This is a genomic window from Iodobacter fluviatilis (assembly GCF_004194535.1).
In the GTDB taxonomy this organism is placed as follows: domain Bacteria; phylum Pseudomonadota; class Gammaproteobacteria; order Burkholderiales; family Chitinibacteraceae; genus Iodobacter; species Iodobacter fluviatilis_A.
Genome location: NZ_CP025781.1, coordinates 1,711,659 through 1,738,124, shown reverse-complemented (window position 1 = coordinate 1,738,124; position 26,466 = coordinate 1,711,659). Strand labels below are relative to the sequence as shown.

21 protein-coding genes are annotated in these 26,466 nt (G+C 47.3%); 9 read left to right on the top strand and 12 right to left on the bottom strand.

Features of this window, described 5'->3' with window-relative positions; genetic code table 11:
* Positions 1-111: 111 nt before the first annotated feature.
* Complete coding sequence (locus C1H71_RS07755; RefSeq protein ID WP_223146012.1) at positions 112-840, bottom strand: carbonic anhydrase family protein; 729 nt, start codon at positions 838-840, stop codon at positions 112-114.
* Between the two features lie 367 nt (positions 841-1,207).
* Between C1H71_RS07755 and C1H71_RS07750 the strand changes: the two genes are divergently transcribed.
* Entirely contained in the window at positions 1,208-2,032 is an 825-nt protein-coding gene (locus C1H71_RS07750; RefSeq protein ID WP_130106036.1) for a class I SAM-dependent methyltransferase, read from the top strand.
* Positions 2,033-2,068: 36 nt separating this feature from the next.
* On the top strand, positions 2,069-2,290 hold the full coding sequence (locus C1H71_RS07745) for a LysR substrate-binding domain-containing protein (protein ID WP_130106035.1): 222 nt from the start codon (positions 2,069-2,071) through the stop codon (positions 2,288-2,290).
* Here the strand turns inward: C1H71_RS07745 and C1H71_RS07740 are convergent.
* The gene (locus C1H71_RS07740; protein WP_130106034.1) at positions 2,287-3,207 is read right to left on the bottom strand and encodes a DMT family transporter; all 921 of its coding nucleotides are present in this window, start codon (positions 3,205-3,207) and stop codon (positions 2,287-2,289) included. The two genes, C1H71_RS07745 and C1H71_RS07740, sit on opposite strands and share 4 nt — an antisense overlap.
* Positions 3,208-3,277: 70 nt before the next feature.
* On the opposite strand from C1H71_RS07740, the gene C1H71_RS07735 reads away from it, so the two are divergent.
* The 5 genes from C1H71_RS07735 (at position 3,278) to C1H71_RS07715 (ending at position 10,517) form a co-directional block, all read left to right on the top strand.
* A complete protein-coding gene (locus C1H71_RS07735; protein ID WP_130106033.1) occupies positions 3,278-4,210 on the top strand; it encodes a LysR family transcriptional regulator in 933 nt (310 codons plus the stop codon).
* Positions 4,211-4,662: 452 nt separating this feature from the next.
* Complete coding sequence (locus tag C1H71_RS07730) at positions 4,663-5,583, top strand: glycosyltransferase (RefSeq protein WP_130106032.1); 921 nt, start codon at positions 4,663-4,665, stop codon at positions 5,581-5,583.
* A 1-nt stretch (position 5,584) separates the two neighbouring features.
* The gene (locus C1H71_RS21790) at positions 5,585-6,310 is read left to right on the top strand and encodes an acyltransferase (RefSeq protein WP_130106031.1); all 726 of its coding nucleotides are present in this window, start codon (positions 5,585-5,587) and stop codon (positions 6,308-6,310) included.
* 109 nt (positions 6,311-6,419) lie between these two features.
* Positions 6,420-8,369, top strand: a complete 1,950-nt coding sequence (locus C1H71_RS07720; protein WP_130106030.1) for a hypothetical protein — start codon at positions 6,420-6,422, stop codon at positions 8,367-8,369.
* A gap of 954 nt (positions 8,370-9,323) precedes the next feature.
* On the top strand, positions 9,324-10,517 hold the full coding sequence (locus C1H71_RS07715) for a glycerophosphodiester phosphodiesterase (RefSeq protein ID WP_130106029.1): 1,194 nt from the start codon (positions 9,324-9,326) through the stop codon (positions 10,515-10,517).
* 107 nt (positions 10,518-10,624) lie between these two features.
* On the opposite strand, the gene fabI is transcribed toward C1H71_RS07715, so the two are convergent.
* The 4 genes from fabI to C1H71_RS07695 form a co-directional block, all read right to left on the bottom strand.
* The gene (gene fabI / locus C1H71_RS07710; RefSeq protein WP_130106028.1) at positions 10,625-11,413 is read right to left on the bottom strand and encodes an enoyl-ACP reductase FabI; all 789 of its coding nucleotides are present in this window, start codon (positions 11,411-11,413) and stop codon (positions 10,625-10,627) included.
* Between the two features lie 51 nt (positions 11,414-11,464).
* Positions 11,465-12,649 (bottom strand): acetate/propionate family kinase, encoded by a 1,185-nt coding sequence (locus C1H71_RS07705; RefSeq protein ID WP_130106027.1) that lies wholly within the window; start codon positions 12,647-12,649, stop codon positions 11,465-11,467.
* Positions 12,650-12,946: 297 nt separating this feature from the next.
* Positions 12,947-14,326: a bifunctional enoyl-CoA hydratase/phosphate acetyltransferase gene (locus C1H71_RS07700; protein WP_130106026.1), complete on the bottom strand. Its 1,380-nt coding sequence runs from the start codon at positions 14,324-14,326 to the stop codon at positions 12,947-12,949.
* Entirely contained in the window at positions 14,323-16,494 is a 2,172-nt protein-coding gene (locus C1H71_RS07695) for a DUF3141 domain-containing protein (RefSeq protein ID WP_130106025.1), read from the bottom strand. The genes C1H71_RS07700 and C1H71_RS07695 overlap by 4 nt, the downstream gene beginning before the upstream one ends.
* Positions 16,495-16,894: 400 nt before the next feature.
* Between C1H71_RS07695 and pncB the strand changes: the two genes are divergently transcribed.
* Together pncB and pssA are read left to right on the top strand one after the other, a co-directional pair.
* Positions 16,895-18,094 (top strand): nicotinate phosphoribosyltransferase, encoded by a 1,200-nt coding sequence (gene pncB / locus C1H71_RS07690; RefSeq protein ID WP_130106024.1) that lies wholly within the window; start codon positions 16,895-16,897, stop codon positions 18,092-18,094.
* A 286-nt stretch (positions 18,095-18,380) separates the two neighbouring features.
* Positions 18,381-19,724, top strand: a complete 1,344-nt coding sequence (gene pssA / locus C1H71_RS07685) for a CDP-diacylglycerol--serine O-phosphatidyltransferase (protein ID WP_130106023.1) — start codon at positions 18,381-18,383, stop codon at positions 19,722-19,724.
* Between the two features lie 63 nt (positions 19,725-19,787).
* Here the strand turns inward: pssA and tyrS are convergent, their stop codons facing one another.
* The 6 genes from tyrS to C1H71_RS07655 all read right to left on the bottom strand — a co-directional run bounded on the left by tyrS (position 19,788) and on the right by C1H71_RS07655 (position 26,214).
* Positions 19,788-21,053, bottom strand: coding sequence for a tyrosine--tRNA ligase (tyrS, locus tag C1H71_RS07680; protein ID WP_188053721.1), 1,266 nt, complete (start codon positions 21,051-21,053; stop codon positions 19,788-19,790).
* 160 nt (positions 21,054-21,213) lie between these two features.
* Positions 21,214-22,353, bottom strand: a complete 1,140-nt coding sequence (locus tag C1H71_RS07675) for a 5-(carboxyamino)imidazole ribonucleotide synthase (protein WP_130106021.1) — start codon at positions 22,351-22,353, stop codon at positions 21,214-21,216.
* Between the two features lie 86 nt (positions 22,354-22,439).
* Complete coding sequence (locus C1H71_RS07670; protein ID WP_130106020.1) at positions 22,440-22,700, bottom strand: hypothetical protein; 261 nt, start codon at positions 22,698-22,700, stop codon at positions 22,440-22,442.
* Positions 22,697-23,185: a 5-(carboxyamino)imidazole ribonucleotide mutase gene (purE, locus tag C1H71_RS07665; protein ID WP_130106019.1), complete on the bottom strand. Its 489-nt coding sequence runs from the start codon at positions 23,183-23,185 to the stop codon at positions 22,697-22,699. The genes C1H71_RS07670 and purE overlap by 4 nt, the downstream gene beginning before the upstream one ends.
* Positions 23,186-23,468: 283 nt before the next feature.
* Positions 23,469-25,211 carry a lipid A export permease/ATP-binding protein MsbA gene (gene msbA, locus C1H71_RS07660; RefSeq protein ID WP_130106018.1) on the bottom strand — a complete coding sequence of 581 codons (1,743 nt, stop codon included), beginning with the start codon at positions 25,209-25,211 and terminating at the stop codon, positions 23,469-23,471.
* A gap of 286 nt (positions 25,212-25,497) precedes the next feature.
* Positions 25,498-26,214, bottom strand: a complete 717-nt coding sequence (locus C1H71_RS07655; protein WP_130106017.1) for a 16S rRNA (uracil(1498)-N(3))-methyltransferase — start codon at positions 26,212-26,214, stop codon at positions 25,498-25,500.
* Between the last annotated feature and the right edge of the window lie 252 nt (positions 26,215-26,466).

Sequence of the window (26,466 nt, the reverse complement as noted above, 5' to 3'; positions counted from 1 at the left end):
TGGGGGAGAGTATGACTCTGACGTAGAGTTGAGAGGCTGAATAAAGCGGGGAGTCCCAAAATGGCCTCCCCTCTATTTTTTACTTATTTAAATAAAACACTGTAACACAGGTTACCAGCTTACTTTACCTGTACTTACGTCATACATTGCGCCGACAATTTTGATTTCCCCTTTCTCTTCCATTTCCTTGAGAATCGGGCTCATTTCACGGATTTTTTTAATGCTTTGCTCCACATTTTCATGTGCTACATCTTGTACAAACTCATGATTTTTAGAGCTACGCTCGCCTTCAGTCTTGGTTGCGTCCACGGCAGGTTTGATTTTTTCGAGTAAGGCCGTGAGATTTCCCATGTGCACGCCATCGCAAGCGCCTTTAATAGCGCCGCACTGGCTATGCCCCATGACCACAATAATTTTTGATCCAGCGACTTTAGCTGCATATTCCAAGCTACCTAAAATATCGGGGTTGATGATGTTGCCAGCAACACGAGCGGTAAATAAATCACCAATTCCTTGATCAAACACCACTTCCGACCCAGAGCGCGAATCGATGCAGGCAACAATACTGGCAAAGGGGTATTGGCCTAAGGCGGTTTGCATTACTTGTTTTTTATAATTACGTTTGATCCATTTACCACCCACAAAACGCTGATTACCTGCTTTTAAAATCTCTATGGCTGAATCGGGCGTGATGCTGGCTTGTATCGCCTTGCTCATGGTTTTACCAACGGCATAGGGCTCAGGCTTAACGGTGCCGCCGTGATCATCGGAAGCGTAGCTAAGCGAGCAGGCCAACATCAGGGCTATGGCGGTAGGGCGAATAAACGGTAGTGATCTCATCTTTGTTCCCTTGAGTTTAATGAACGGTAAAAATGGTGATTTTCCATAGAGTCTGCCTCTGAAGGCTGCGCGATTAGACAGTTCAGCATATGTAAGCTTGTTCACTTATGTAAGGATTAATTAGTGGTATTAGTAACTAACTTACACGCGTATTATTTTTAGCACATATATATACTAGTTGCTGGCACTCTTTACTGAGCGGTTGCTTTCATTCGCTGTTTTATATTGTTGGAATTAGGGTAGGGGATGAGATATGCAGCGGCTAGAATTTGTATTAAATAATGGAATGGGCATTATTTTGGCCGTCTGGATTGCTAAGTAGCGGGTAGAATTGCGCCTTGCTGCAAGCTCAGCCATTGGACGTACTATGACAGAACATCACGAAATCAAGCCCGGCCAGTCGGTCGAGCTGCTTAAAGAACTGCATATCCTGACCCGCGACGGCAAACTGAATCAAGATAGCCGCCGCAAACTCAAGCAGGTTTATCACCTCTATCAGTTTATTGAACCGCTATTAAAAGAAGTGCAGGCGGAACACCCCGAAGTCACGCTGGTTGACCACGGCGCGGGTAAGTCTTATCTGGGCTTTATTCTTTACGATTTATTCTTCAAAGATAAGCCAAGCTCCGGTCATATTTATGGCATTGAAACCCGTGATGAGCTGGTTAAAAAATCACAAGAGCTAGCTCAGAGGCTTAACTTTCCCGGCATGTCTTTCTTGAATTTATCGGTGGCCGAATCGACAGATTCTGATCTTTTGCCAGACACCATTGATGTAGTCACTGCGCTGCACGCCTGTAATACCGCCACTGATGATGCAATCGCTTTTGCACTAAAGAAAAACGCCAAATTTATGGTGCTGGTGCCTTGCTGTCAGGCAGAAGTGGCGACAGTACTGCGTAAAAATAAATCACAAGCTCTAAAGAACCCGCTTTCAGAAATATGGCGCCATCCTATTCATACCCGTGAATTTGGTAGCCAAATCACCAATGTATTGCGCTGTTTACAGCTAGAAGCGCACGGCTATCAGGTGACTGTAACCGAACTTGTTGGTTGGGAGCATTCGATGAAAAATGAGCTGATTATTGCCCAGTATAAAGACCTACCGCGCCGCAAACCGGCAGAGCGCTTAGCGGCGGTATTGGCAGAGCTGGGGCTGGACGAGATGCAGGAGCGGTTTTTCACGGCGTAATATCACGTAGGGGCGCTGCTTGCCGCGCCCTTTTTAATGTTGGAAGCGGGTTACGGCGTGGGCCTTTTGGATAATATTGTGGCTGCGCCTTATTTGCGCCAAGGGCTAATACAGAGTGTGCTGCCTGAATGGTTGGCCACGCCTAAACCGTATTTTTTGGTGTTGCCTTATCGGCAGCCGATGCCGAAAAAATACGAAGCTTTTATTCAGTTTGTGGTGCCGCGTTTGCAAGCAAGGCTGAGCCAGTCGATGAATTAAGCGGTGCTGGCACGGACAAACAATTTTGGTGTGCTTACTGCAGCTGGTTTGCGTGAGTTATAAACAACGCCGCTGATGATTAAAATCATGCCAATAAACTGTGGCAGGCTGGGGGACTGGCCAAGCGCAATAGAAATCAGCGTGGCAAAAATAGGTGCAAGATTCATAAAAATAGCACCTTGGGCCGGGCCAATTTTACGCAAGCCTTCGTTCCACCAAACAAAAGCCAGTGCGGTGCAAAAGAATGCCATTATGCCAATGGCGAGTGCGACATTCCAATCTGGCATAGTATAAAAATCGTTACTAATGCTGGCTGCAAATGCCGTCATTAACGCCGCGCCAGCCATAATGGTAACGGTTGTAGTATGCAGTGGTGAAACACCGTGGACAAATCGTTTTGGAATCGCCGAATATAAAGCCCAGCTTAAGCTAGCAATAAAAACGAGGGCATCTCCCAGTGCAAAATGCAAATCAAGAATCGCCTGCAGTGAGCCACCGCTGATTACAATCACTACTCCAATAAAACTCAGCAACATAGCGAGCAATTGTTGGCGCAGGAGAGATTCTTTTTGAAAGAAAGCGGTGAGTACGGCTGTAAGGATGGGGCTAAGTGCCATAATCAGCCCAGCATTGATCGCGGAGGTTAGTTTTAAGCCATAAAATAATGAGAAATTAACCCCCATAATTCCAATGACGGACATCGCTAACAATGGGCGGAAATTGGAGCGTAATGCGTTTATATCCCATTTCTCGCGTAATGAAACAAAGACAAACAGCATCAGCCCTGCCAATATAAATCTCCAACTGCCAATGACCATGGGCGAGATAAATTGCACCGTATATTTACCAAGATGAAATACTGCACCCCAGAAGAAAACCGTCAGGGTCAGTTTTATATAAGTCAGTAAATGTGGCATGGTGTGTACTGCTTTGGCTGAAAATTGCCGTCATTATTGTTGTTGATCCTTGCTATGTATTTAGCAGTGAATGGAAAACAGTTTTCTAAAAATGAAAAATACCGATTTGGATTGGAACGATTTAAAGTATTTTCTGGCGGTGGCGCGGGAAGGTGGCTTAAGCGCGGCTGCGTTAAAGCTGGGGGGGAGCGCATCAACTGTATCGCGCCATATTTCAGCTTTGGAAAACCGCTTGGGGGTTAAGCTGTTTTTACGCCAGCAAACCGGCTATCTGTTAACGGATCAGGGTACGAGCATTTTGATGCGGGTCACTGAAGTTGAAAACGCCATGCTCACCGTAGAAAGAAATGGCGATCAATTGCAGTCGGTAGATGAAGTCAGCGGTTTAATTCGCCTTGCTGCAGCTGAATCGCTGGCTAGCTATTTAATCATGCCGCATATGCCAGAGTTTCTGGCCTTATATCCCAAAATGCAGGTTGAATTATTAGTGGGTGCCCTGCCTGCTAATCTGGCGCGGCGTGAGGCTGATGTGGCATTGCGTTATGGCGATTCAATTGTGGTGGATAATAACCAAGATTACATTACGCATTTTGTGGGTTATGTGCATTTTGCACCGTACTGCCAGAAGTCTTTGCTAGCTGATCTAAGCGCTGAGCAAGACCCATGGAAAACGCTAGCAATTATTGAATTAAGCGATTGTTGGGCTTATTTGCCAATGGTGAAATGGCTAAAGCAAATCACGCAAAACCGAGTTCCTTTAATTAAAGGTAATACGCTGCATACTCAGTATGTTGCGGTGAGGTGTGGGCTTGGGATTACGCTTTTGCCTGAATATGTTGGTGATATTGATAACATGTTGGTTAAGCTAGATGCCCCTACGGTGGTTCCGTCACGTGAGCTGTGGCTGGTTTACCACCGTGATTTAAAAGCCAGTCAGCGCGTGCTGGCAATGAAAGATTTTTTGATTAAACTTTTGGCCCAGGTTCTCGATAGCAAAGTCTAATTTGATTCATTGGCTTTGCTGTCGTCTCAAGCTCTCCTCACTTTGTCCCTGCGTATTGATGTATTCGCGCCACACTCTAATTCTCTTGCTTTCAGACACTATTTCTTGATCTGTCAAACCTGCTGCGTGTAATGCTGGGCTTGGTTTGCTTGCACTGGCTTGCCCCCTTTGGTGATTAATGTAGTAAGTACATAAATTATCACAATATATTACGTTATAAAACTACATTATCATTCTATTTACAGCTACACGAAAGCAATATAAAGTGCTTTCCGTTTTTAATCTTACTTAAAGTTTAATTATTAATAATAAATATGAGAGTTAAATTCTATTTAGTGAAAGCAGGATGCCGCGTTGCATCTGGATGCGTTCACCAGATAAGCGACATGCTAGCGCTTGATTGAGTAACTACTCAGGCTGGATTTCGATTAATAAAAGTCAAAGGAAGTACTATGTCTAATTTGCAGATCAGTGTTGTGATCCCCACTTACAATCGAGCTGATCTTTTGCGCTATACCTTAGAATCTTTGGTACTACAAACGCTGGATAAGCAGCTGTTTGAGGTGATTGTTGTGGATGATGGCAGCACAGACACTAGTGAGCAGCTGGTTCAATCGTTTGCTGAGCGGCTTAATATCAAATATTTTTGGCAGGAAGATAAAGGTTTTCGGGCGGGTAAGGCACGCAATATTGGGGTGTCTATTGCGGAAGGAAAATACATCGTCTTTATTGATACCGGCGTTTTGCTAGGCAGTAAAACTTTAGAAGTGCATGCCAATGTGCATAGCCAATCAGAGTTTCCGGTGGTGATTATTGGTTATGTTTATGGCTTTGAGGTGGATAACAGCTTGCTGGCTGAGATGTCTGCGCAAATAGATTCTCATACGCCAGACGCCACTATCCTCCGTTTGGCAGAGATGGGGGCTCACGATGTACGGCAGCTGCAGTACGATGAGCTGGGTGAAAACATCAGCAACTGGCCAGCTCCCTTTGATATTTTCTGGACTTGCCACGCCTCGGCCGAGCGGGAGCAGCTATTAAAAGCGGGCTTATTTGATGAGTCATTCAATAGCTGGGGTGGTGAAGACGTTGATTTAGGTGTGCGTTTACACCTGAATAATAATCAGTTTGTTATGGAAAAAGACGCGGTGTCTTTTCATTGGCCGCATAAAAAAGAAGTGGACGATCAAAAGATACAATCAGAAATCGCTGCCATTCGAATCCATAAGAAATATCAATTATGGTCGACTAGCTTTTACGGTAAAGACTTAAACGACGCTAAATATTCATTAAATAAAGTCATTAAAATACACCGTGATCACACGGTGCAAAAATCTAAGCGGGCCTTAGCCCTTGAAACAGAAGGGGCATGATATGCCTTGCCAATATCAGAATATCTATCTTATTGATCCAGAGCTGGCCGGAAGCCCTGCACAGAATGTGCCCAAACGCTTGCTGGAGCATGGGGTCAATATAGGCTTAAGTAGCTTTTTTTCTGGCACCCCTAGGCTTGCTTATACCCGTGTTATCGACGTGGAGTTATTAGATGCGGGCCTGATTGAAAGCGAAATAGATGCCGCATTGTTTGCTGGCAGCATCAGCATTGGCAGCCAGTGTTATATCGAATCTGGGCATCTCCCCGCGTTTCATAATCAGCCAGTTAAGCTGAGCACGGTGCAAATTAATGACGGGCCGGTGGGACAGATTCGCATTGGTGATCGGGTCGTGCTGCAGGGGGTGGCGATTCTGGCTTACCAAAAAGTAGAGATCGGTAATGACGTTATTTTTGGCCCTATGGTCACCATTATGGATAGCAGTGGTCACCCCTTATTGGGCCGTGGCCAAGCGGGCGAGGCAAGTCGAATTCGCTCTGCCCCAGTGCGGATTGGCAATGGTGCGTGGATAGGCGCTGGAGCAACCATTCTGAAAGGCGTCACTATTGGAGAGGGCGCGGTGGTGGGCACACAGGCGGTGGTTAGCCAAGATGTACCGGCGTTTTGTGTTGTTACTGGAAATCCTGCGAGGGTTGTTAAGTGCTTGATGGCTGAGCCAATAAAAACCGCTGAAACACGGGGCATGGGGAAACTGCAGATGGCGTGAGGGAAGCTTGGCAGAGCCGGACGTTTGTGGCTCTCGTGCACTTTTACCATGACAACCCAGCGCGGAATGCTTATGTTGTACCTATCTTGAAGCATTGGCTTAGGCGCTCGTGGATTTATCCCTCATTCTTAAAAAAATTATTGCCCTGAGCTTATTCAGCAGCACGCTATTACCCGCTGCTTATGGGGCATTGCCTGATTTACCAGAATCGCAGGATAGGGCACTGGGGAAAATTAACTGGGCGTACGATGGGGCGAGTTTGGGGTTTGAGACGGCAACGGAGCAATTGATTGCTTCGGTAGATTATTCGGCAAGTAATGAAACGGCGTTTTATTTTGATGCTGGCTTTGCCCTCAGTGATTACTTCGCGCTTGGGGCAAACTTGGAAGTGAGCGAGCGTTTTCAAAATGCTTTGTTGACGGGGCTATTTAGTGCGCCGGATCATTTACGCCTGCGGCTGTCTGCTGGGCAGCAGCAGGCAAAAAATGAATTGGACACGGCTGCTAGCTCACTAGGAATGCAGCAGAATAATTATCTACTAAGCCTTAAAAAAGGTGGTCATCATGGCAGCTTTTTTTCTGAGCTAGGGGTTACGATCTATGCCGCAGATCCAAGGTTAGAGAATGAGCACCTCGCTGCAGAAAATACAGGTGGAATGTATTTTGATTCCCGAATGGCAACTGGTAAGCGGCAGGGGGCTATTTACAATCTAAGCCTCTCGCCTAATCGTAATGGCAAGCTTGATTTGGGCTTAGCTTATCAGCGTGAAAAAGAGCTTAAGGGCATGCATTTTGGTGAAAGAGCGCGCAGCACTTTAGTGCAATACAGCCAATATTTTACCAATTGCCTGCGTTTAACCGGCGCTTATCATGGCGGTGAAAACAGCCATTTGTTTAATGTTGGGATTGCAAAAGATGAATGGAGCCTAAATGCCAGCCGTGCGCTTGAGCAAGAAAATGGCAGCGTTGTACTGCGTTATGTCATTCCTCTGAGCGGCAGTAGCGTAAAAAACACCTCGTGCATGCAGTATGGCTTGGAAACCAAGCCCTTGCCGTCTGTACTCAAAGAGCTGACTAAACGACCTGGCCATTTGCCGACACTGGCCGCGCCTGAGCAAAGTTATTCCGCCAAGTCTGGGGATAAATCTGGTTTATATCTTGATGCAAGTAACCGTCAGTTTATTCAGTTTCGTTTGCTGCTGCCGATTGAAGCGGTTATTTCCCTACAAACCGCGACTGTGCTGTTGGCTAATTCATCTGATAATGTTTTGTGGCGAATACATGATGGCGCTTTAAGGCTGATGCTAAGGAATTTTAGGCAAGGCGGCACCTATATTTTTGACGTGCAGCAAAGTGATGGCGCGGTATTGCAAATTGAAGTGGTATTGAAAAAAGCAAAGCCTGAGTTGGGTGGGGCGATCGAGCTGGTTTCGGCCAGACGATTAAATTTTCCGACGCCAACCGGCGTACAAAATATGTCCCCTCAGCAGTTTTCCCGTATGCCCGCCAACGAACTAGCGCTGTTTAATGCTGAGCAACTGCGGGTGCTTAAGCCATTACATCTCGCCGCTTTGTTGCCGGTGCAGCTGGCAGCGTTTTCCTCGCTACCCACGCTTAGTAGCGAGCAATTAGCTGGGTTAACACCATCGCTGTTGCTGAGGCTTAGCCCTGCTCAGCTGGCGGCTTTATCGCTTAATCAGTTGGCTGGATTAAACGCGGTAGATATCGAATTTAGCCCTCAGCAGCGGGCTGTTTTACCGGCGGCAACGCTGACTGATTTTGTATTGAGTAACAAAATATTGGGCGATGAGCCATTTATAATTAACCCGCCCCAAAGCAATAGCCATGGCCCGCTGCGCTATACCAGCAGCCATTCTGAAGTCGCTACGGTTGAAGAAAATACCGGCGAAGTGACTTTGGTAGGCGCTGGTAATACGGTGATCGAAGCCCAGCAAGCGGCTAAAGGGGTGTACACCAGCGCCCGTATCAGTACAACGCTGGAGGTCTTGCCCCCTTTGATTGACGAGCACAATCTGCCTTCATTAACCGGTGGATTCTGATGGCTTAAGCTCTTTTTCGAAATGCTCAAGCCGCAGCGAGCGCCAGAAAAACAAAGATAAATCCCAGAATAATCTAGAAGCCATGAGGGTGTTGCATCAGCGGAATCCCCCCCATTCATACCCATAAATTAGGTAATGATATTCACGGGTAAGGCCAAGACGGTAGCCACGGTAGGGACATAAATACTGCGATTGGTTTGTTCGTTTATTTTTGCGGTTAATTCCTCTATATGAGCTTGATGCGCTCTATCAGCGCTGAGATATCGCTAAAAACGGAAGCAAATTCCTCAGTAGATTGCCGAAAATCTAGAATATCGTGCGCGTTTGGCCCAGTTTTGAGGCTGAACAAGGAAAAAATTGCGACATAGTACGAGTACCATCAGCGGTTTTTAACGCCGTGCAGCCCCAAAAATGGGCTAAACCCGAAGGGCTGATCCGGAAAATGGCCATTCACTGCGTTATGCTCCTCGACAATAACCCGTTATTGCCTTCGTCGCATGCCTTGTGCATAGCCGTTTTCTGGCCCAGCGCAGGCGAGAAACAAACGTCAACAGACCCTAGGGTTAAGTTGGTACTTTGCCATTTCTCTGCGGCGGTATTAGATAGATTGAAATGCAGCCATAAAAATTATGGCTGATTTGGTGTCTTGAGGTGTGGTTGGCTATTGCTTGATTTGTGCCGAATCAATTTGCTGGCCGGGTAAGCCTAGCAAAAATAAATATGCACAAATTATTCCAGTGTGATTTGATCTATAGCTTGCACCCAAATTTGTGACCATAGCCACGATATTAATTGATTAAGATAAGCAGCGTGCTCTTTGCATGTGACTAAATGATTGCAGGTATTATAAAGCGCATGCGTGCTGAAATTCATCTAGATATCATGTGGATGACTTGTTTGGGTAATGTGTTTTTTCTAAAATAGGGGTTTTATATTTTATGCAGACCAAATGCCATGTTTAAGCCTTCAATCTTAGTTTGTAGTATTGCATTAGCGCTGAGCGCTTGTGGTGGTGATACTGTAGAGGCAGCAAAGCCTGCGTTATTAACGTTAGATGGTCAGCAGCCTTTGGTTGTAGCTCATCGTGGTGCTTCGGGTTATTTGCCAGAAGAAACCTACGAGGCTTATGTTAAAGCGATTGAATTGGGTGCAGATGCAATTGAGCCTGATTTAATTTCCACTAAGGATGGTGAATTGATTGCTCGCCATGATCCAAACCTTGGCACCAGTACTGATGTGGCTACACACCCTGAATTTGCCGATCGTAAAAAGACTAGATTAGTGGATGGTGAAGAGCAGACAGGTTGGTTTGCGAGTGATTTCACATTAAAAGAAATTAAAACTTTGGGCGGTATTTCCACTGACGCAGAGAGGCCACAAGAGTTTAACGGTAAATATAAAATCGTTACTTTCCAAGAAATTATTGATTTGGCCAAGGCAAAATCAAACGCTACACGCACTGTTGCCGTTTATATTGAAACCAAAAACCCGAGTTACCATCGAGCCTTGGGGTTGCCTCTTGAAGATAAGCTGATTGAAATTCTGAATAAGGCGGGCTGGAATAGCAAAACAGCGCCGGTATTTGTGCAAAGCTTTGAACCAAGCAGTCTTAAATACATGAAGTCTAAAGGTTTGAATACCAAACTGATTCAGCTGATTGATGCCGATGATGTGGATATGAAAACCGGTAAGTTAACTTACGCATTGCCGTCTGATCGTCCTTACGATTGGACTTTGGCTGGGCAGACCAACCGTTTCTTTAGTGAAATGGTCACTCCGGCGGGTCTTGCAGAAATTAAAACTTACGCCGATGGAATTGGCCCATGGAAGCCTTATATTATTCCAGTTAAAGGTACTTTTGGCGCAGATGGCAAGCAGCTGGATTTAAACGGTGATGGAAAAATAAATTACGCCGATGCCACCAGTATGGCTCCAACGACTTTGATTAGCGACGCGCATAAGGCGGGCTTGTTTGTGCACGCTTATACCTTCCGCAATGAAAAACGCCGTATTCCAGCAGATTTTAAAAATGACCCAAAAGCCGAATACAAAGCCTTCTACCGATTGGGTTTAGATGGCGTATTCAGTGATTTTTCTGATACTGCGATTGCTGCACGCAGTGAGTATTTAAAAGAAATGGGCCGTTAATCACGTGCGTGTGACGCTGTATGTGATGTAAATATAAAGAGCTTGTGTTTACAAAAACGGCTTTGCTACATAGCAAAGCCGTTTCACGTGAAACAGGGCAGATTGAATCAACCCATAATATGAAAGCCGCCATCAATATAAATCGTGCCGCCGGTAATCAGCTTGGCGCTGTCTGTGGCCAGGCCTGCGCAGGCCGCACCCACGTCTTCGATACTCACTAATGAGCGGCTTGGCGCTTCGGCAGCGGCTTTATCGAGCAGCTCATCAAACTCTGCAATTCCAGATGCCGCGCGGGTTTTAAGCGGCCCGGGGGAAATAGCGTGCACGCGGATGCCCTTAGGGCCAAGCTCGGCGGCGGCATAGCGGCAGACTGACTCTAGTGCGGCTTTTACTGGCCCCATGATATTGTAATTTTTAATGACCTTTTCTGCGCCGTAATAGCTCATGGCAAATAGCGTGCCGCCTTGATCCATTAAGGGTTCTGCAAGGCGGGCCATTTCGATAAAGGAGTAGCAGGAGACGCTCATGGCAGTATGAAAGTCTTCTTCCGTAACATCTACCACTCGGCCATGCAGGGCATCTTTAGGGGCAAAGGCGATGGAGTGGATGGCAAAGTCTAAACGTCCCCATTTTTGGCGGATTTCTGCAAATACCGCTTCCATTTGTCCCGCTTGCAGCACGTCTAGCGGCATAAAGAGCGAGGCTTCTAGTTCCTCGGCTAAAGGCGCTACAAAGGGGCGGCCTTTCTCGTTGATATAGGTAATCGCCAGCTCGGCTCCACGCTGCTTAAATGCCTTTGCGCAGCCGTAGGCAATGGAGTGCTGGTTGGCAATGCCAATAATAATGCCTTTTTTTCCGGCCAAGGATTCGTATTGGTCAGCAACAGGCTGGGTCATGGCACTTCCTTTAAGTGGATTGGTGAGTGGGGCTATCGTGCGATACGGACGTTACAGCCCGAGCTGCTTGCGAGTATGTCTTGCAATCATTAGTTCTTCATTGCTAGGGATCATCCAAACCGAAGTTGGGCTATTCATGCTGCTAATGCACTGTTCGCCAGCCTTATTGGCTTGGTGATCTAGTTCTATGCCTAGCCATTGGGCTTGCTCGCACACTTTTTGACGAATAATGGCGCTGTTTTCGCCGATGCCCGCGCTAAACACCAGTGCATCTAAGCCACCCATGCTGGCGGCAAGCGAGCCAAGCTCGCTGCTAATGCGGTGTACAAAGTAATCAATGGCCAGCTGGGCGTGCGGCTCTTGACTAGCTAACAATACGCGCATATCGCTGCTAATACCGGATAAGCCCAAGAGGCCAGAGCGCTTGTAGAGTAGCTCTTCAACCTGACGCACATCGAGTTGCTCTTGCTGCTGTAGATAGAGCACAACGCCTGCATCAAGGCGGCCTGCTCGTGTTCCCATCATTAGGCCATCTAGCGCGGTAAAGCCCATGCTGCTGGCCACGCTTTGGCCATTTTGAATAGCGCACATGCTGGCTCCATTGCCTAAATGGGCGATCACCACCTTGCCAGCGGCTACTTCAGGCTCTTGTTGCTGTAGCACCGAGGATACGTATTCATAAGATAAACCATGGAAACCGTAGCGGCGGATGCCGCGCTCAAAGCAACTATAAGGCAGGCCAAATAGCTGATTGATTTCGCTTTGGCTGCGATGAAATGCCGTATCAAAGCAAGCAATCTGTGGCATTTCTGGCATGGCTTTGGCCACTGCCCGAATGGCGGCTACATTATGTGGTTGGTGTAGCGGGGCGAGTGGGCTTAGGGCATCCAGTGCATTGATAATGCCTGGCGTCAGCAGAATAGGGGCCGAGTAGTGCATGCCGCCATGCACTACTCTATGCCCAACGCCAAGCAGCTTAATTCCTAGGTATTTGGTGCGTAGTAGGTTGGCAATGGCGAGTAAGCAATGTGCATGATCGATGCTTGCGGCGTCTTGCCAATACTCGTCAGCCAGTATTTGACCGTGGTGATCTTTAGCTAAAAAGTGCGGCGCATTGCCAATACCCTCTACTTGGCCTTTGGCTATCAGGTGCAGATCGCTAGCGGTATCGTATTCAAACACTGAGAATTTTAGGCTGGATGAACCAGTATTTAAAACCAAAATTGCTTTAGTCATTGTTTGATTCCTAGAGGCGACATCTATTCTGCAAAGAGTTGCTTAAGGTGGGTGAAACCCCATGTGCGTTAAGCAAAAAATGATGTGATCGAACCGTGAATTAAATCTTAAACCACAGCGTTTCACAGAGGAAATAATGTCAAGGCTTGAACCTTGTTTTGTGTCCTTTGCGCGCTCTTTTTACTCTGGGGCTCAAGGTGTAGCGCCATTTCACACACCGTAATGGCTCTACGTAATTTTTGTTAGCGCACACGCGGCTTTCTCTCTCATGACGCGCTAAGTTTGGTCTGGGCTTTCTTAAAGCTTAGATTGCGCGATTAAGCAGGCTACGGCGCAGGAAGCTAATTTGGTTCTGTCGTTATCGGCACGGCTAGTAAGCACAATGGGGACGTGCGCACCAAGGACGATTCCTGCGGCATCGGCATTACTCATAAAGGTTAGCTGTTTGGCTAGAATATTGCCGGCTTCTAAATCAGGTACTAATAAGATATCGGCGTCGCCCGCTACGGGCGAGTTAATCTGCTTGATGCGGGCCGATTCATAGCTAATAGCGTTATCCAGCGCTAAAGGGCCATCTAAAATACCGCCTTTGATTTGGCCACGGTCGGCCATTTTGCATAGGCTGGCGGCTTCTAATGTCGATAGAATTTTGGGGTTGATGGTTTCAACCGCCGATAAAATAGCCACTTTAGGCTGGCTGATGCCAAGGATATGTGCCAAGTCGATGGCGTTTTGGCAGATATCGGCTTTGTCTAGCAGCTCGGGGTGTATATTGATCGCGGCATCGGTTACCAGTAGCGTTTTGTGGTAGGTGGGCACATCCATAATAAACACATGGCTGATGCGGCGCTCGGTGCGTAGGCTGCTTTTAACGACGGCACTCATTAGTTCGTCAGTATGTAGGCTACCCTTCATTAAAATAGAGGCTTCACCACTGGTAACTAGCTCCACAGCACGGCTGGCCGCGGCGTGGCTATGTGGGGTGTCTTCTAGCCTAAATGCGCTGATATCTAACTGATATTGTGCGGCCATGGCCTGAATTTTTGCGGCAGGGCCAACTAAAATTGGTTGCATTAAATGGTGTGCTGCTACGGCAATGGCAGCTTTAAGGGATGACTCATCGCAGGGATGTGCGATGGCTACGCTAAAGCTGGGCAGATCATTGCAGCGCTCAAGCAGCGCTTCAAAAGCATGATGGGTTTGGATGCTAACTAGGCCTGCATCGGGGCGGGCCAAAGTGATTCTATCTGTGGGGGCAATGACCTTAGCGGTGCCGGTCATAATGGTTTGGCCGTGTTGATTACGGCATAGGCAATCAAAACTAATCAGATGGCTTTCTGGGTGCTTTTCGCGCACGGTAACACTGATTTCCAATGTATCCCCCAAAATAGCCGCCGCATGAAATTGTAGATTCTGCCCAGAGTAAACCGTGCCAGGGCCAGGTAGTTGGCTGCCTAAAATGCCGGAGATCTGCGCTCCTAGCCACATCCCAGGTGCGGTAGCCCCACTAAAACCTGCATGATTAGCAAAGGCGGCTTCTAAATGGGTGGGGTTAAAATCACCCGCTACGGTAGCAAATAGCTGGATATCACGCATGGATAAGGTGTGCTGAACCCCAGCGTAATCACCGATATCTATTTCATCAAAACAGCGATTTTGTAAGGTAATGGCGCTCATGCATCCCCCGCTTTAGATGCTTTAGCGCTAGGCTTGGCACGGCTGGCTTTAATTCCTAGTAGCTCTTTGGCTTTTATGGCCAACGGTGACTTAGGGTCTTCTAGTTCAGGCGTGAGCATGGTGACTTCAGTTACGATCTCTACCGCGCGTTTTCGCTCAGCCAGATTTTTTAATAGCTTAGGCAAGCTTGCCATCGCTCGCTCAGCATCTAGGCTAATTAGCAGTGTTTGAGCTTCAACGGCTTTGCGCCATTCAATTGGATCTATTTCTGGCAGCTGGGTTTGATCGGCGATTAAGAATGAGCGGCGCTCTATGCCGCCACTGTGATGCATCGCCAAGATAAACAGCCGTGCTAAACCCTCAGTAAAGCCACCTGTTTCAAATTCTGGCTCGGCCTCTATTTTAAGAGTGTCTAAGCGCTGTTCGGCATGCTTGCGCACGGTTTCTTCAAGCGGCGCTGCAGGAGGGAAGATCGCGCCCAAACCCCAAGCACCATAAAGTGTTTTTACATAGCTGCTGCTGGCAGCATTACGTAAATCACGGTAGCCATTGAGTGAGGCCATGATCATTTCGGAGGCTTGCTGCTCTAAGCCACGGAAAAAATTATCTTCGCTGATTACTTGCCGTGTTTGGCGAACTTGCTCGGCTTGATGGGCAACGCCCACCATTAAAGGGTTAAAGTCTGAATAGGCGTAGTTTTTTAAGGTGCTTGGGCTCAGTTTGCGTGACCATTCACCCATTTCAGGGGTAATCACGGTCTGTAAAACTGGGCGTAGCGTGTTTTTATAAATCGCTTCGTTAATTTCAGAAACCTGCGCAACGGTACTAAAAAGCGCTTCATCGCTACGTGAGCCAGGATCGACCAAGCGTAGTTGCTCAATGGTGCGTGTCTCAAAGTTTACGGTGTAATCGCCTTGCTCTAGCTCGGCGTAAGCTAAATCTGCGGTCTTAGCATCGATCACCATTTCATAAAGGCCAGGCGGTAGGGATTCCACCATTTCCATCACATTAACCAGCTCGGCGTGCTGCTTGCGCGCTACCTTGCCTCCTACAAAAATCCCCAGATGGCCGACATCTTTATGCAGCAAATACACAATGATTTGACCTTCTTCCACGATGGCGCTTTCATGGCCATAGAGGTCGATAATCCAATTTAAAGCTTGCGCAGGTGGGGTGATATCGTCCCCCCAAGAGGCAAAAACAATAATCGGGGTGGTGATGTTATGTAAATCAATTTTGTCGCCATCGGCGGTTTGTATCTGACCACTAGCAAGTTTATTACCAATAAATAATTGATTAACAATGGCTTCAATTTCTTCGCCCGTCATGCGGAAATGCCCACCCCACCAGCGTTCAAACTCTAAGTAGCGCGGGGCTTCGGTATCGATATTGGCGTAAAGATGATAAGGCTTACCCCAGTGTGTATTGGCGGGGTTAAGGTTTTCAAAGTTTTTAACTAAGTGAGCGCCATCAAATACGCCACCACCTAAATCGGCGCTGAGTGCTGCTGTCCATGAGCCGCCATTCACACCACCGGCGTAGCGCATTGGGTTTTGTTCATCGGAGCCCGCCCAGTAAGACAATGGCGCACCATTTAGTACAATCGGCCCCATGATTTCTGGCCTTAAGGCGGCTAAACCCGCCACTGCCCAGCCCGCTTGGCAATTACCAATCACGCAAGGCTTGCTGGCCTTAGGGTGGCGTTTGGCTACTTCTTCAATAAATAGCGCTTCGGCTTGCATCACGTCTTGCAGGCGTTGGCCAGGAACGGGGTCAGGGTAAAAGCCTACAAAATAAACCGGATGCCCAGCACGTAAAGCTACCCCAACTTGTGAATCCGCTTTAAACCCACCAATGCCCGCGCCGTGGCCCGCGCGTGGGTCGATAATCACATAAGGGCGTTTGGTGGCATCGGTGTGGATATCGCCCGAAGGTAAGACCCGCAGCAGCATATAGTTGCAAGGCACGTCTAGGCTGCGAGCATCAATTAATAGCTCGTAATCAAAGGCCAGTAGTGGAGGTTTGCCTTGCTGAGCATGTTCGATCGCAATATTGCTGCGCTCACGCATGACATCAAGAAATAGCGCTGAGCGCTGAGTGGTGTCTATCCAGTATTCCCAAGCGTGGTCTAGAAGGGCTAAGGGAGAGATCAAGCTGGTTTGGGTCATTGCACCACTCGCTGTGTTAGGGTTTATAAGCTGGCAATAAGTAATCAGGAAAAAATTCCTAGCATTGTGCGCGTGCCTTGTTGGGAAGCTTTTGCTGCACTACTTATGATTTATTGTAAGTTTACAATTAGATAAAAACGTTAATTTGCAAAGATATAGTAATTAATGATAAATGTACTGACAAGCTAAACGGTTAATATGACACAGATATGTACACAATTGATTGGACTACCTCGCCAGCTTAGATCGTGTGATGTCTATGGCTTAATTGAGTCAGGTGTAAGAATGCCCGTGCAGAGGGTGAGCACTAAATGATATAAAGCGTTAATTGGCGTTTATTATAAAAATGCATTTGCTAATAACTAAATTAAAAACGTTTCGCGGCTGAATGGAGTAGTTTATGTCAGGTTTTGCGCCCGTCATTGAATCATTATTAGATACCGACTTGTATAAATTCACCATGATGCAAGAAATACTGCACCATCAGCCTGAAACGCAGGCAGCTTATGCATTTAAGTGCCGTAATGCCCCTGAGCGGCCTTTGGCTGCATTGCAAGCTGAGTTAGAAGCACAGCTAGATCATCTCTGCTCTTTGCGTTTTAGTGAGGCAGAACTAGCCTATTTAGCTAAATTACGTTTTATTAAATCTGACTTTGTTGATTTCTTACGTTTGTTTCAATTGCAGCGGCGTTTTATTAGCATTACAGCACAAGGTGAGGATTTAGATATTCGCGTTACAGGGCCAATGTTGTATTGCATGTTATTTGAAATTTATGTCTTATCGATTGTGAATGAGCTGTATTTTAGGCAAGTACCGCAAGCTGCAGCCCTTGCTATTGGCCGCGAGTATTTACAGGCTAAATTAAAGGCATTAAATACTTTATCGCAGCAGCCTATGCCCGCTAACCCCTTTGTGTTTTTTGATTTTGGCACAAGGCGACGCTTTTCTAGGGTGTGGCATGCAGAAATGGTCGGCATTTTAGTAAAACAGGCTGCTCCTTATTTTCGCGGTACTAGTAATGTATTGCTGGCTATGCAATATGGTGTAACGCCCATTGGCACGATGGCGCATGAATATATGCAAGCATTTCAGTGCTTTGGATCGCGGCTGCGTGATTTTCAAACCAATGCACTAGAGCATTGGGTACGTGAATACCGTGGGGATCTAGGTATCGCCCTCACTGATGTGGTGGGCACGGATGCATTCTTACGTGATTTTGATCTGTATTTCTGCAAACTCTTTGATGGATTGCGACATGATTCGGGTGATCCTTACGAATGGGGCGAGAAAGTAATTGCCCATTATATTAAAATGAATATTGATTACGGTACCAAGCAATTGGTGTTTAGCGATGGCTTAACTTTAGAAAAATCGATTGCGCTTTATCGCCATTTTGCGCCTAGAACCCGCACCGGTTTTGGCATTGGCACCCATTTATCCAATGATTGCGGCCAAGTGCCACTGCAAATTGTGATGAAATTAGTGGCTTGTAATGGCCAACCCGTAGCAAAGGTAAGTGATACAGCGGGTAAAGGGATGTGTGAGGATGAAAATTTTTTGAATTATCTCTGTGATGTTTTTCAAATTACCCATCGCTAATCGTTGCTTTTAACCTATTCAAAAGATCGTTGAGGAAGTAGGGCTTGTTGACGTTTGATTCAGGGCTGCATTGGCGGTAGTTGTGGGGCTGAACAAGGTAAAAGACACGAAGTGCTACGAGTACTGTCAGTCTCTTTTAACGCAGTGCATCACTATTTTCAGGCTCAGCGCAATTGTGAATCAAATGTCAACTGATCCTAATACATCTCCTTTCTTATAAAACATAGTGCTAAGATAGTAGGCTTCAATATGCTAGACAGGTCACTCTGCGGTTTGCAGATCATTTATGCTTTTTGAAACTAATCGCTCATATTTGGCGTCTTTGCCGCGTTTTTCACAAGACCCAGCTCATTTCCAAACCTTACTAAGTACCGAAGACTTTCGCGAGAAGTTACTCGATCTAATTAGTAAGGCACAATCGCGTATTTATATTACCGCGCTATATTTGCAAGAGGATGAGGCGGGGGCGCAGATTTTAGCGGCGCTATATGCGGCCCGTGCTAGCAAGCCTGATTTAGACATCCGTATTTTTGTAGATTGGCATCGCGCTCAGCGCGGCCTCATTGGTGCGGGAGCGCAGGCAGGTAATGCGGCTTGGTATCAAAAAGAGCGCTTAAATCACGAGCTAAATGTGCCTATTTATGGCGTGCCTGCGCAAACGCGCGAGCTATTTGGTGTACTGCATTTAAAGGGCTTTGTTTTTGACGATACCGTGGTTTATAGCGGTGCCAGTTTAAATAATGTGTATTTACATGTTGGTGATCGCTATCGTTATGATCGCTACCATATTATTAAAAATGTGGCTTTAGCGGATAGTATGGTTAATTTTTTACAGGGCGAATTCTTAAATAGCAGCGCTGTTTATCGCTTAGATTTAGATACGATTCCTAGTACTAAACAAATTAGTCCAGAGATTCGCCAATTTCGTCAGCGGCTTAAATCAGCGCATTACGCAACACACCATGCCCAAGATGAAGTGACCGGTTTGGGTATTACTCCTGTTGTGGGCGTTGGTAAGCGTAATTCATTAAATCGGTTGATTATTAAATTACTAGGCGCAGCGCAAAACCGCGTACAAATTTGCACGCCTTACTTTAATTTGCCTAGAACGGTGATTAAAGAAATTAATCGCCTGCTGCAAAGAGGCGTGAAGGTGGATATTATTGTTGGCGAGAAAAAAGCCAATGATTTTTACATTCCAGAAGGCGAACCATTTAAAACTATTGGTGCATTGCCTTATTTGTACGAAACGCATTTACGCCGCTTTGCTAAGTTGCACCAATTAGATATTTATCGTGGTCAGCTTAATTTAATGCTCTGGAATGATCCGGGTCATAGCTACCATCTAAAAGGTATTTGGATTGATGATGATTATATTCTGCTAACAGGTAATAATTTAAACCCACGTGCGTTTAGCTTAGATCTGGAAAACGCACTGTTAATCCATGATCCTAAGCACGAGCTAAAAGCGCAGTTGCAAACAGAAAAAGACATGATTGCTAAAAATACCAAGCGTATAAATTATTACCGTGAGCTGGAAACATTATTGGATTACCCCCCCCCGGTTAAAAAATTATTAACTCGGCTGTCGCGTTTTAGGGCCGATCGATTAGTCTCTAGATTGCTTTAATTTTGAGTAACAATAAAAAAACCACGGCCTATCACCGTGGTTTTTTTTATTGCCTAGATTATTTTATTTCCAAATCACCAAGCAATGATTTTTCTTACCTCGGCGCAGCAGGGTGTAGCTGCCATAGCGGCGATCGGCCTCACTTAGGCTGTAAGCTACGTCGCTTATTTTTGCGCCATTGATAATCACCGCGCCGCTTTCAATAAAGCCACGTGCTTGGCTTTTGGATGTTGCTAATTCGCCTGCAACCAGTGCATCCAGTAAACCCGGCTGATCTCTACTGATCTCAACGTGGGGCAGTCCATCGAGTGCTAGCTGTTCAAAATCGTCTTCAGTCAGCGAGTTTTGATCCTCTGAGAACAAGCTTTGGCTGATGCGCTGTGCGGCAATGACGGCGTTTGCGCCGTGCACTAACGTGGTCACTTGCTCGGCTAAGATACGCTGGCCTTCTGGCTTGCCCGCAGCGGCAATATCTGCTGCTTCAATGGCATTGATCTCGCTATTAGTGAGGAAAGTAAAGTAGCGTAAGAATTTATACACGTCAGCATCAGCGGTGGTCAGCCAGAATTGGTAGAACTTATACGGTGAGGTTTTTTTTGCATCTAGCCAGATGGTGCCGCTCTCGGTTTTACCGAATTTAGTACCGTCCGATTTGGTCACCAGTGGCATGGTCAGGCCAAATACCTGCTGCTGATTCATGCGGCGTGTTAGATCGGTGCCGGCGGTGATATTGCCCCACTGATCGGAGCCGCCAATTTGCAGCTCGCAGCCATATTGCTTATTCAGCTCTACAAAATCGTACCCCTGTAGCAGGCTGTAGGTGAATTCGGTAAACGAGATACCAGAATCATCGCGGTTAATTCGTTGTTGCACCGCTTCTTTCTTGATCATGGCGTTTACAGAGAAGTGCTTGCCGATATCGCGCAAGAAAGTTAGCACATCCATTTTGCCAAACCAATCGTGGTTATTGGCCATAATGGCGGCGTTGCTGCCTTCAAAATTGAGGAAAGGCTCAACTTGCTTACGAATTTTGCCAACCCAGCTATCGATAATATCGAGGGTATTGAGTTTGCGCTCGGTGGCTTTAAAGCTAGGGTCGCCTATCATGCCGGTGGCACCGCCAACCAATGCAATCGGTTTGTGGCCTGCTTCTTGGAAGCGTTTGAGTACCAGAATCGGCACTAAGCTGCCGATGTGTAAGCTATCTGCCGTCGGATCAAAGCCGCAATAAAGAGTAATGGATTTCTCAGCCAGCCGTTTTTCTAGCGCATCGCCATCAGTCAGTTGGGCGATCAGGCCACGTGCTTGTAAATCGCTGATTAAATTCATTTCACTCATTATATTTTCCAATTGATTGCTCAAGATCGTAAAACGCTGCTATTTCAAGATTGCTCAGCCTTCGTAGGGCGGGTGCAACCGGCGAGCAATAAAATACGCGGGTGTTTCACCCGCCCTACGAGGCGGAGGTACAGATTTGTTTTTGCTTGAATTACAGCGTTTCTTTTAGTGCTAAAGCCTGCTCTAAAGCGCTATCTACATTGCTGGCTAGCACATTGTAATGGCCCATTTTGCGGCCAGCGCGGGCTTCTTTTTTGCCGTAGAGGTGCAGCTTGGTGTTGGGGGCGGTGAGCATGATTTCCCAATGCGGCTCGCTGCCATCGCTATGCCAAACATCGCCGAGCAGATTGACCATCACTACCGGTGTGTGCAAATCAGGCTTGCCGGGGTAAAGGCCACACATGGTACGTACTTGCTGCTCAAACTGGCTACTAAATGTGGCGTCTAGCGTGTAATGGCCGCTATTGTGCGGGCGCGGCGCCATTTCGTTGATGACCAGTGAATCGTCTTCTAGCACAAAAAACTCTACTGCAATCACGCCGATATAATCGAGCTTTTCGGCTAGCTGAATCGCCATGGCACGGGCGCGCTCGGTGATTTCTGGGCTGATGCGGGCCGGAACAATAGAGATATCCAAAATACCATCGGTATGAATATTTTCTGCTGGTGGAAAACAGGCGATTTCATTGGCGGCGCTACGAGCCACAATCACTGATACTTCAGCTTTCAGCGGCAGCATTTTTTCTAGTACGCAGGGCTGATGCTTAAGCTCAGATAAGGCGTAGCGGGCTTCTTCTAAGCTTTTGATCCGCACTTGACCCTTGCCGTCGTAACCATTACGTGCGGTTTTTAAAATGCCCGGTAGATAGGGGCTAAGGTCTTGTTCTAGATCGCCGGAGTTTTTAATCACCAGAAACGGTGCAGTTGCGAGGCCCGCATCGCGGATAAAATTTTTCTCGCAAGTGCGGTCTTGGGCGATGGCGACTGAATCACCAGAAGGGCTTACTTTTACGCCCTGAGTAGCTAGCCAGCGCATGCTATCGGCGTTGACGTTTTCAAATTCGGTGGTGACGGCCACACATTGCTTGGCCAGTGCTGCTAGTGCTTCTTGATCGGTGTAGGGTTTGCAGAGATGTACATCGGCTATCTCCGCAGCAGGTGCGTTGGGATCTGGGTCGAGCACTGTAACACCATAGCCCATGGTCTTGGCGGCCATTGCAAACATGCGGCCCAGTTGGCCTCCACCCAAGATGCCTAACATGGCGGGTGGGAGAATCGGCTTAACGGCCATTTTTAAATCCTTTCTTGTGTCGGCTTTAGCTGACATGGGCGGCTAAATAAATTGCTTAGGCCACGGGATGCCGTGACCCTACAAAATCAATCATTATCTTGTCGTCGTTTTACACCCTGCAACAGGGCAACACCCCAAAGCCCCCAGCCAAAGACCGCACCTAAAATAAGGGCTAATGGCAGAATTTGTATCGTGGCAGTGAGATAGGATTTTCTTTCAAAAAAGCTAATTGCCAAAGAAAATAGCAGCCCGAAGGGAAGCCCCCAGCAGAGGGCCCCTCGATAAAAAACGCTGAATAAAAAGCCTTTTTCTTCTAGCTCTGCCAGCAGTTCTTTGGCGGGTTTCATTCTACTTCGGGCAGTTCCATCGCCAGCACAGTTTCTTTTTGCTCCTCACGGAATGCAATAAGCTTAGCCGCTAGCTCAGGCAAGGCATTGGCAAGTAGCGAGATAGCAAAAAGAGCGGCGTTGGCCGCGCCAGCTTCGCCAATGGCAAAGGTGGCGACTGGAATGCCTTTAGGCATTTGCACGATGGAGAGTAATGAGTCTTCTCCGCGTAGATATTTGGAAGGGACGGGCACTCCCAATACCGGAATGGTGGTTTTAGCCGCAATCATTCCTGGCAGATGAGCTGCGCCACCTGCGCCTGCAATAATGCACTGCAAGCCGCGAGCCACGGCAGTTTCGGCGTATTCAAACAAGAGATCAGGGGTGCGGTGCGCAGAAACAACGCGGCATTCAAATGCCACGCCAAAGGCTTTTAGTTGCTTGGCGGCATGCTGCATGACTTCCCAGTCACTATTGCTACCCATTACAACGCCGACTTGAATCATGGGTTTCCCCCGAGTAAAGAATGAATGTTACCGAAAAAATGGCAATTAGGGAGAGTTTCGATTGCTTTCGAGCTTTCTTTGCGTAGTTTGCATGGAATCAACACTGTTTTTAAAGCAAATTTACTTATATTTTTACCAAACATGAGTAAATGTTAATAAGTAAATTTATTTGTCATGTTCTCTAAGCCATTTTGCGTTCTGCGGTGCATGTGCCGTGGCATTCGCAATTACATTTGATACGCTGAGAGGCTTGCCTCTCAGCGGTTTTTTTGCATAAGTGCCGTTAACTGTTGGCAAATTGCGCGGCGTGCATACGGCTATACATGCCATTTTTGGCCATTAGTTCAAGATGGTTGCCGCTTTCAACGATTTTCCCATGCTGCATCACTACGATACGGCTGGCATTTTCGATAGTAGATAGGCGGTGGGCAATCACTAGGGTGGTGCGGCCTTGCATTAGGTTTTCTAGCGCGTCTTGTACTTTGCGTTCTGATTCGGTATCCAGCGCGCTGGTTGCCTCATCCAAAATCAAAATTGGCGCGTCTTTATAAATCGCGCGGGCAATGGCTAAGCGCTGGCGCTGGCCGCCGGATAGGCGCATGCCGTTTTCACCCAGTAGAGTGTTTAAGCCGTCAGGCATGGCATCGATAAACTCCAGCGCATGGGCGGCTTCGGCTGCCTGACGAACCCGCTCCATATCAACGTCATTACCGTAAGCAATATTCGCAGTCACACTATCATTAAATAGAATCACATCTTGCGAAACAAGGGCAATTTGCTGACGCAGATTACCCAGCTGATATTCAGCCAAGGGCTGATCATCGATTAATATTTGGCCGCTACTTACATCATAAAAACGGGGTAGTAGATTGGCCAGCGTGGTTTTGCCACTGCCGGAGCTGCCGACTAGGGCAATGGTTTCGCCAGGCTTAATATCTAAATTAATGCCATCTAGCGCGGGTTTACCTTCATCGGCATAGGCAAAGTAAATATCTTGTAGCGTAATGGAGCCTTGCACTCGTTGGCTTTGAAGCTGACCCTGATTCCTTTCGATGGGCTCATCTAAGATGGCAAAGACCGATTCAGCTGCCGCTAAGCCCTTATGTAGGCTCTCGTTAATTTTGGTCAGGTTTTTGATGGGTTGTTGCAAGGCCATCATCTGCACCATAAAGGCCACAAACGCGCCTGCGGTCAGTGCCCCATCTTGGGCACGCAAGCTGGCGTAATAAATAATCACCGCTAGCGTAATCCCAATCAAAAGCATGATTAAGCCAGAATTCATACTGGAGGTAATGGCCTGCTTAATTGATAGGCGGCGCACATTATTATTAGTGCTAGCGAAGCGATTAGTCTCGTAAGAAAAACCGCCAAATATTTTGATAATACGTTGGCCGGATAAGCTTTCATCTAAAATTTGCGTCATTTTCCCCATGGCTGCCTGAGTTTCACGCGAAAGCCTGCGCTGGCGCTTGCCGACCACGCTGATACTGATCGCCACGCCTGGCAGCAAGATCAGGCAAAGCAGGGTAAGTTGCCAATCTAAATACAGCATGGATGCCAGTAAAAACACCAAGAGTAGCGAGTCTTTGATGAGCACAGTGAGCACTTTAGTGCCCGCATCCATAATTTGATTCACATCGAATGTGACTCGGGAAAGCAAGACACCCACCGAGGTTTGGTCAAAGTATTTCACCGGTAGGCTAAGCATGCGGCCAAACATTTTTCCGCGTAAATCGTGCATCACTTTGGATGAAACCCATGCGGTGGTGTATTCATTGCCGAAGTTGGAAATCAAGCGCAGCAGCGCTAACCCTAGAATTTGAGCGGGTAATATCCAAGCCATGCTGCGCGCTAAGGCCGATGTTTGTAAATTTTGGTCAACTAAAGGCTTCAGTAAAAGGGTTAAGCCCGCATCCACCGCCGCCGCTACCGATAGGCAGAGGATAGAAATGGAGACCACTTTAATGTGCGGGCGAATTTCGCCCAGAATACGCAGATAAAGTGCTCGATTACTCGTCGATTTCATGAGCATGCCTGAAGGTTAATGCTGGAGAGGGGGCGAATTATACGCTGTAGTCAGGGGCATAAGTTGCTACCTGCCGTTGTTTAAAATTGCCGCGTATAGATGAAGATAAAGCAAGTTTAAGCACCGCTTGTTTACGCTCGGCTCCTCAAAGCGGTGCTTGCATTTCAGCAGCATTTTTTTGCATTTCAGCTACTTTGTTTGTCACCTTATCGCAGCGCTGTGTCAGTGAGTGCTGGATTTGGTTACAGTGATCTTAGTTAACTGCAAGCGCCCTTAGGATGAAGGCTTACAAGTCTCCGTATTTGCTCTGCAGCAGCGCAGCAATCACCGGCGCTACCGTTTCGGTGCGAAAAATTCTAGGGCCAAGGATTAGCGGGGTGTAGCCAGCGGCAACGGCCAGTGTTTCCTCCGCTGCAGAAAATCCACCCTCGGGGCCAATGAGTACGGCGGCACTGCTGGCGGTCAAAGGTAATTCATTTTGTCTGATGGCACCAATGGGGGAGAGCAACAATTTTAGTGCTGCATCTTGCGCTAAGGCTTGCTCAAACTTAATGATTGGCAAGATTGTAGGGACACGGGTGCGGCCACATTGCTCGGCGGCGGATACGGCAATCGCCTGCCAATGGGCGAGGCGTTTTTCGGCGCGCTCACCACTAAGGCGCTGCTGGCAATACTCGGAGATCACCGGCTGAATACGGCTAACCCCCAGCTCGCTGGCTTTTTGGATGGTGTAATCCATACGATCGCTAGCTGATACCGCTTGAATCAGCGTGAGATCCAGTGGCGATTCTCTGTCTTGCTCATCCCATGCCAGCACTTCTATGGCTACATGGCGTTTGCCCATTTCGGTGATGCGGCCCGCGTATTCTCCACCTTGGCTGTTAAACAAGGTGATTGCGTTATCTGGCTGCAAGCGCAGTACCTGTACATGGCGAGCAACATTTTCAGGCAAGTTGAAGCCAAGGCCAGTGGCCAGTGGCATATCAAGGAAAAATCTAGGCATATTCACCTCGTGCATTCGAGGGATTGGTATACCGCAAGGCAGGTTTGGATTCAAGTACTGGGCTGGGGATTTTGCCCAGCGCTATTGGGCAATAAGCATCACGCTGTGCTCCTAGCATGCACTGTGTTTAGAGTAGGCACCTTGATGTAGTACAAAATTAATACAATTTTTATAAGTCTCATGACATCAAAATAAAGAAGAATATGCGGATGGCGTGCCAAGCTGTGGCATTATCTTGGCGTGCTAATTTAA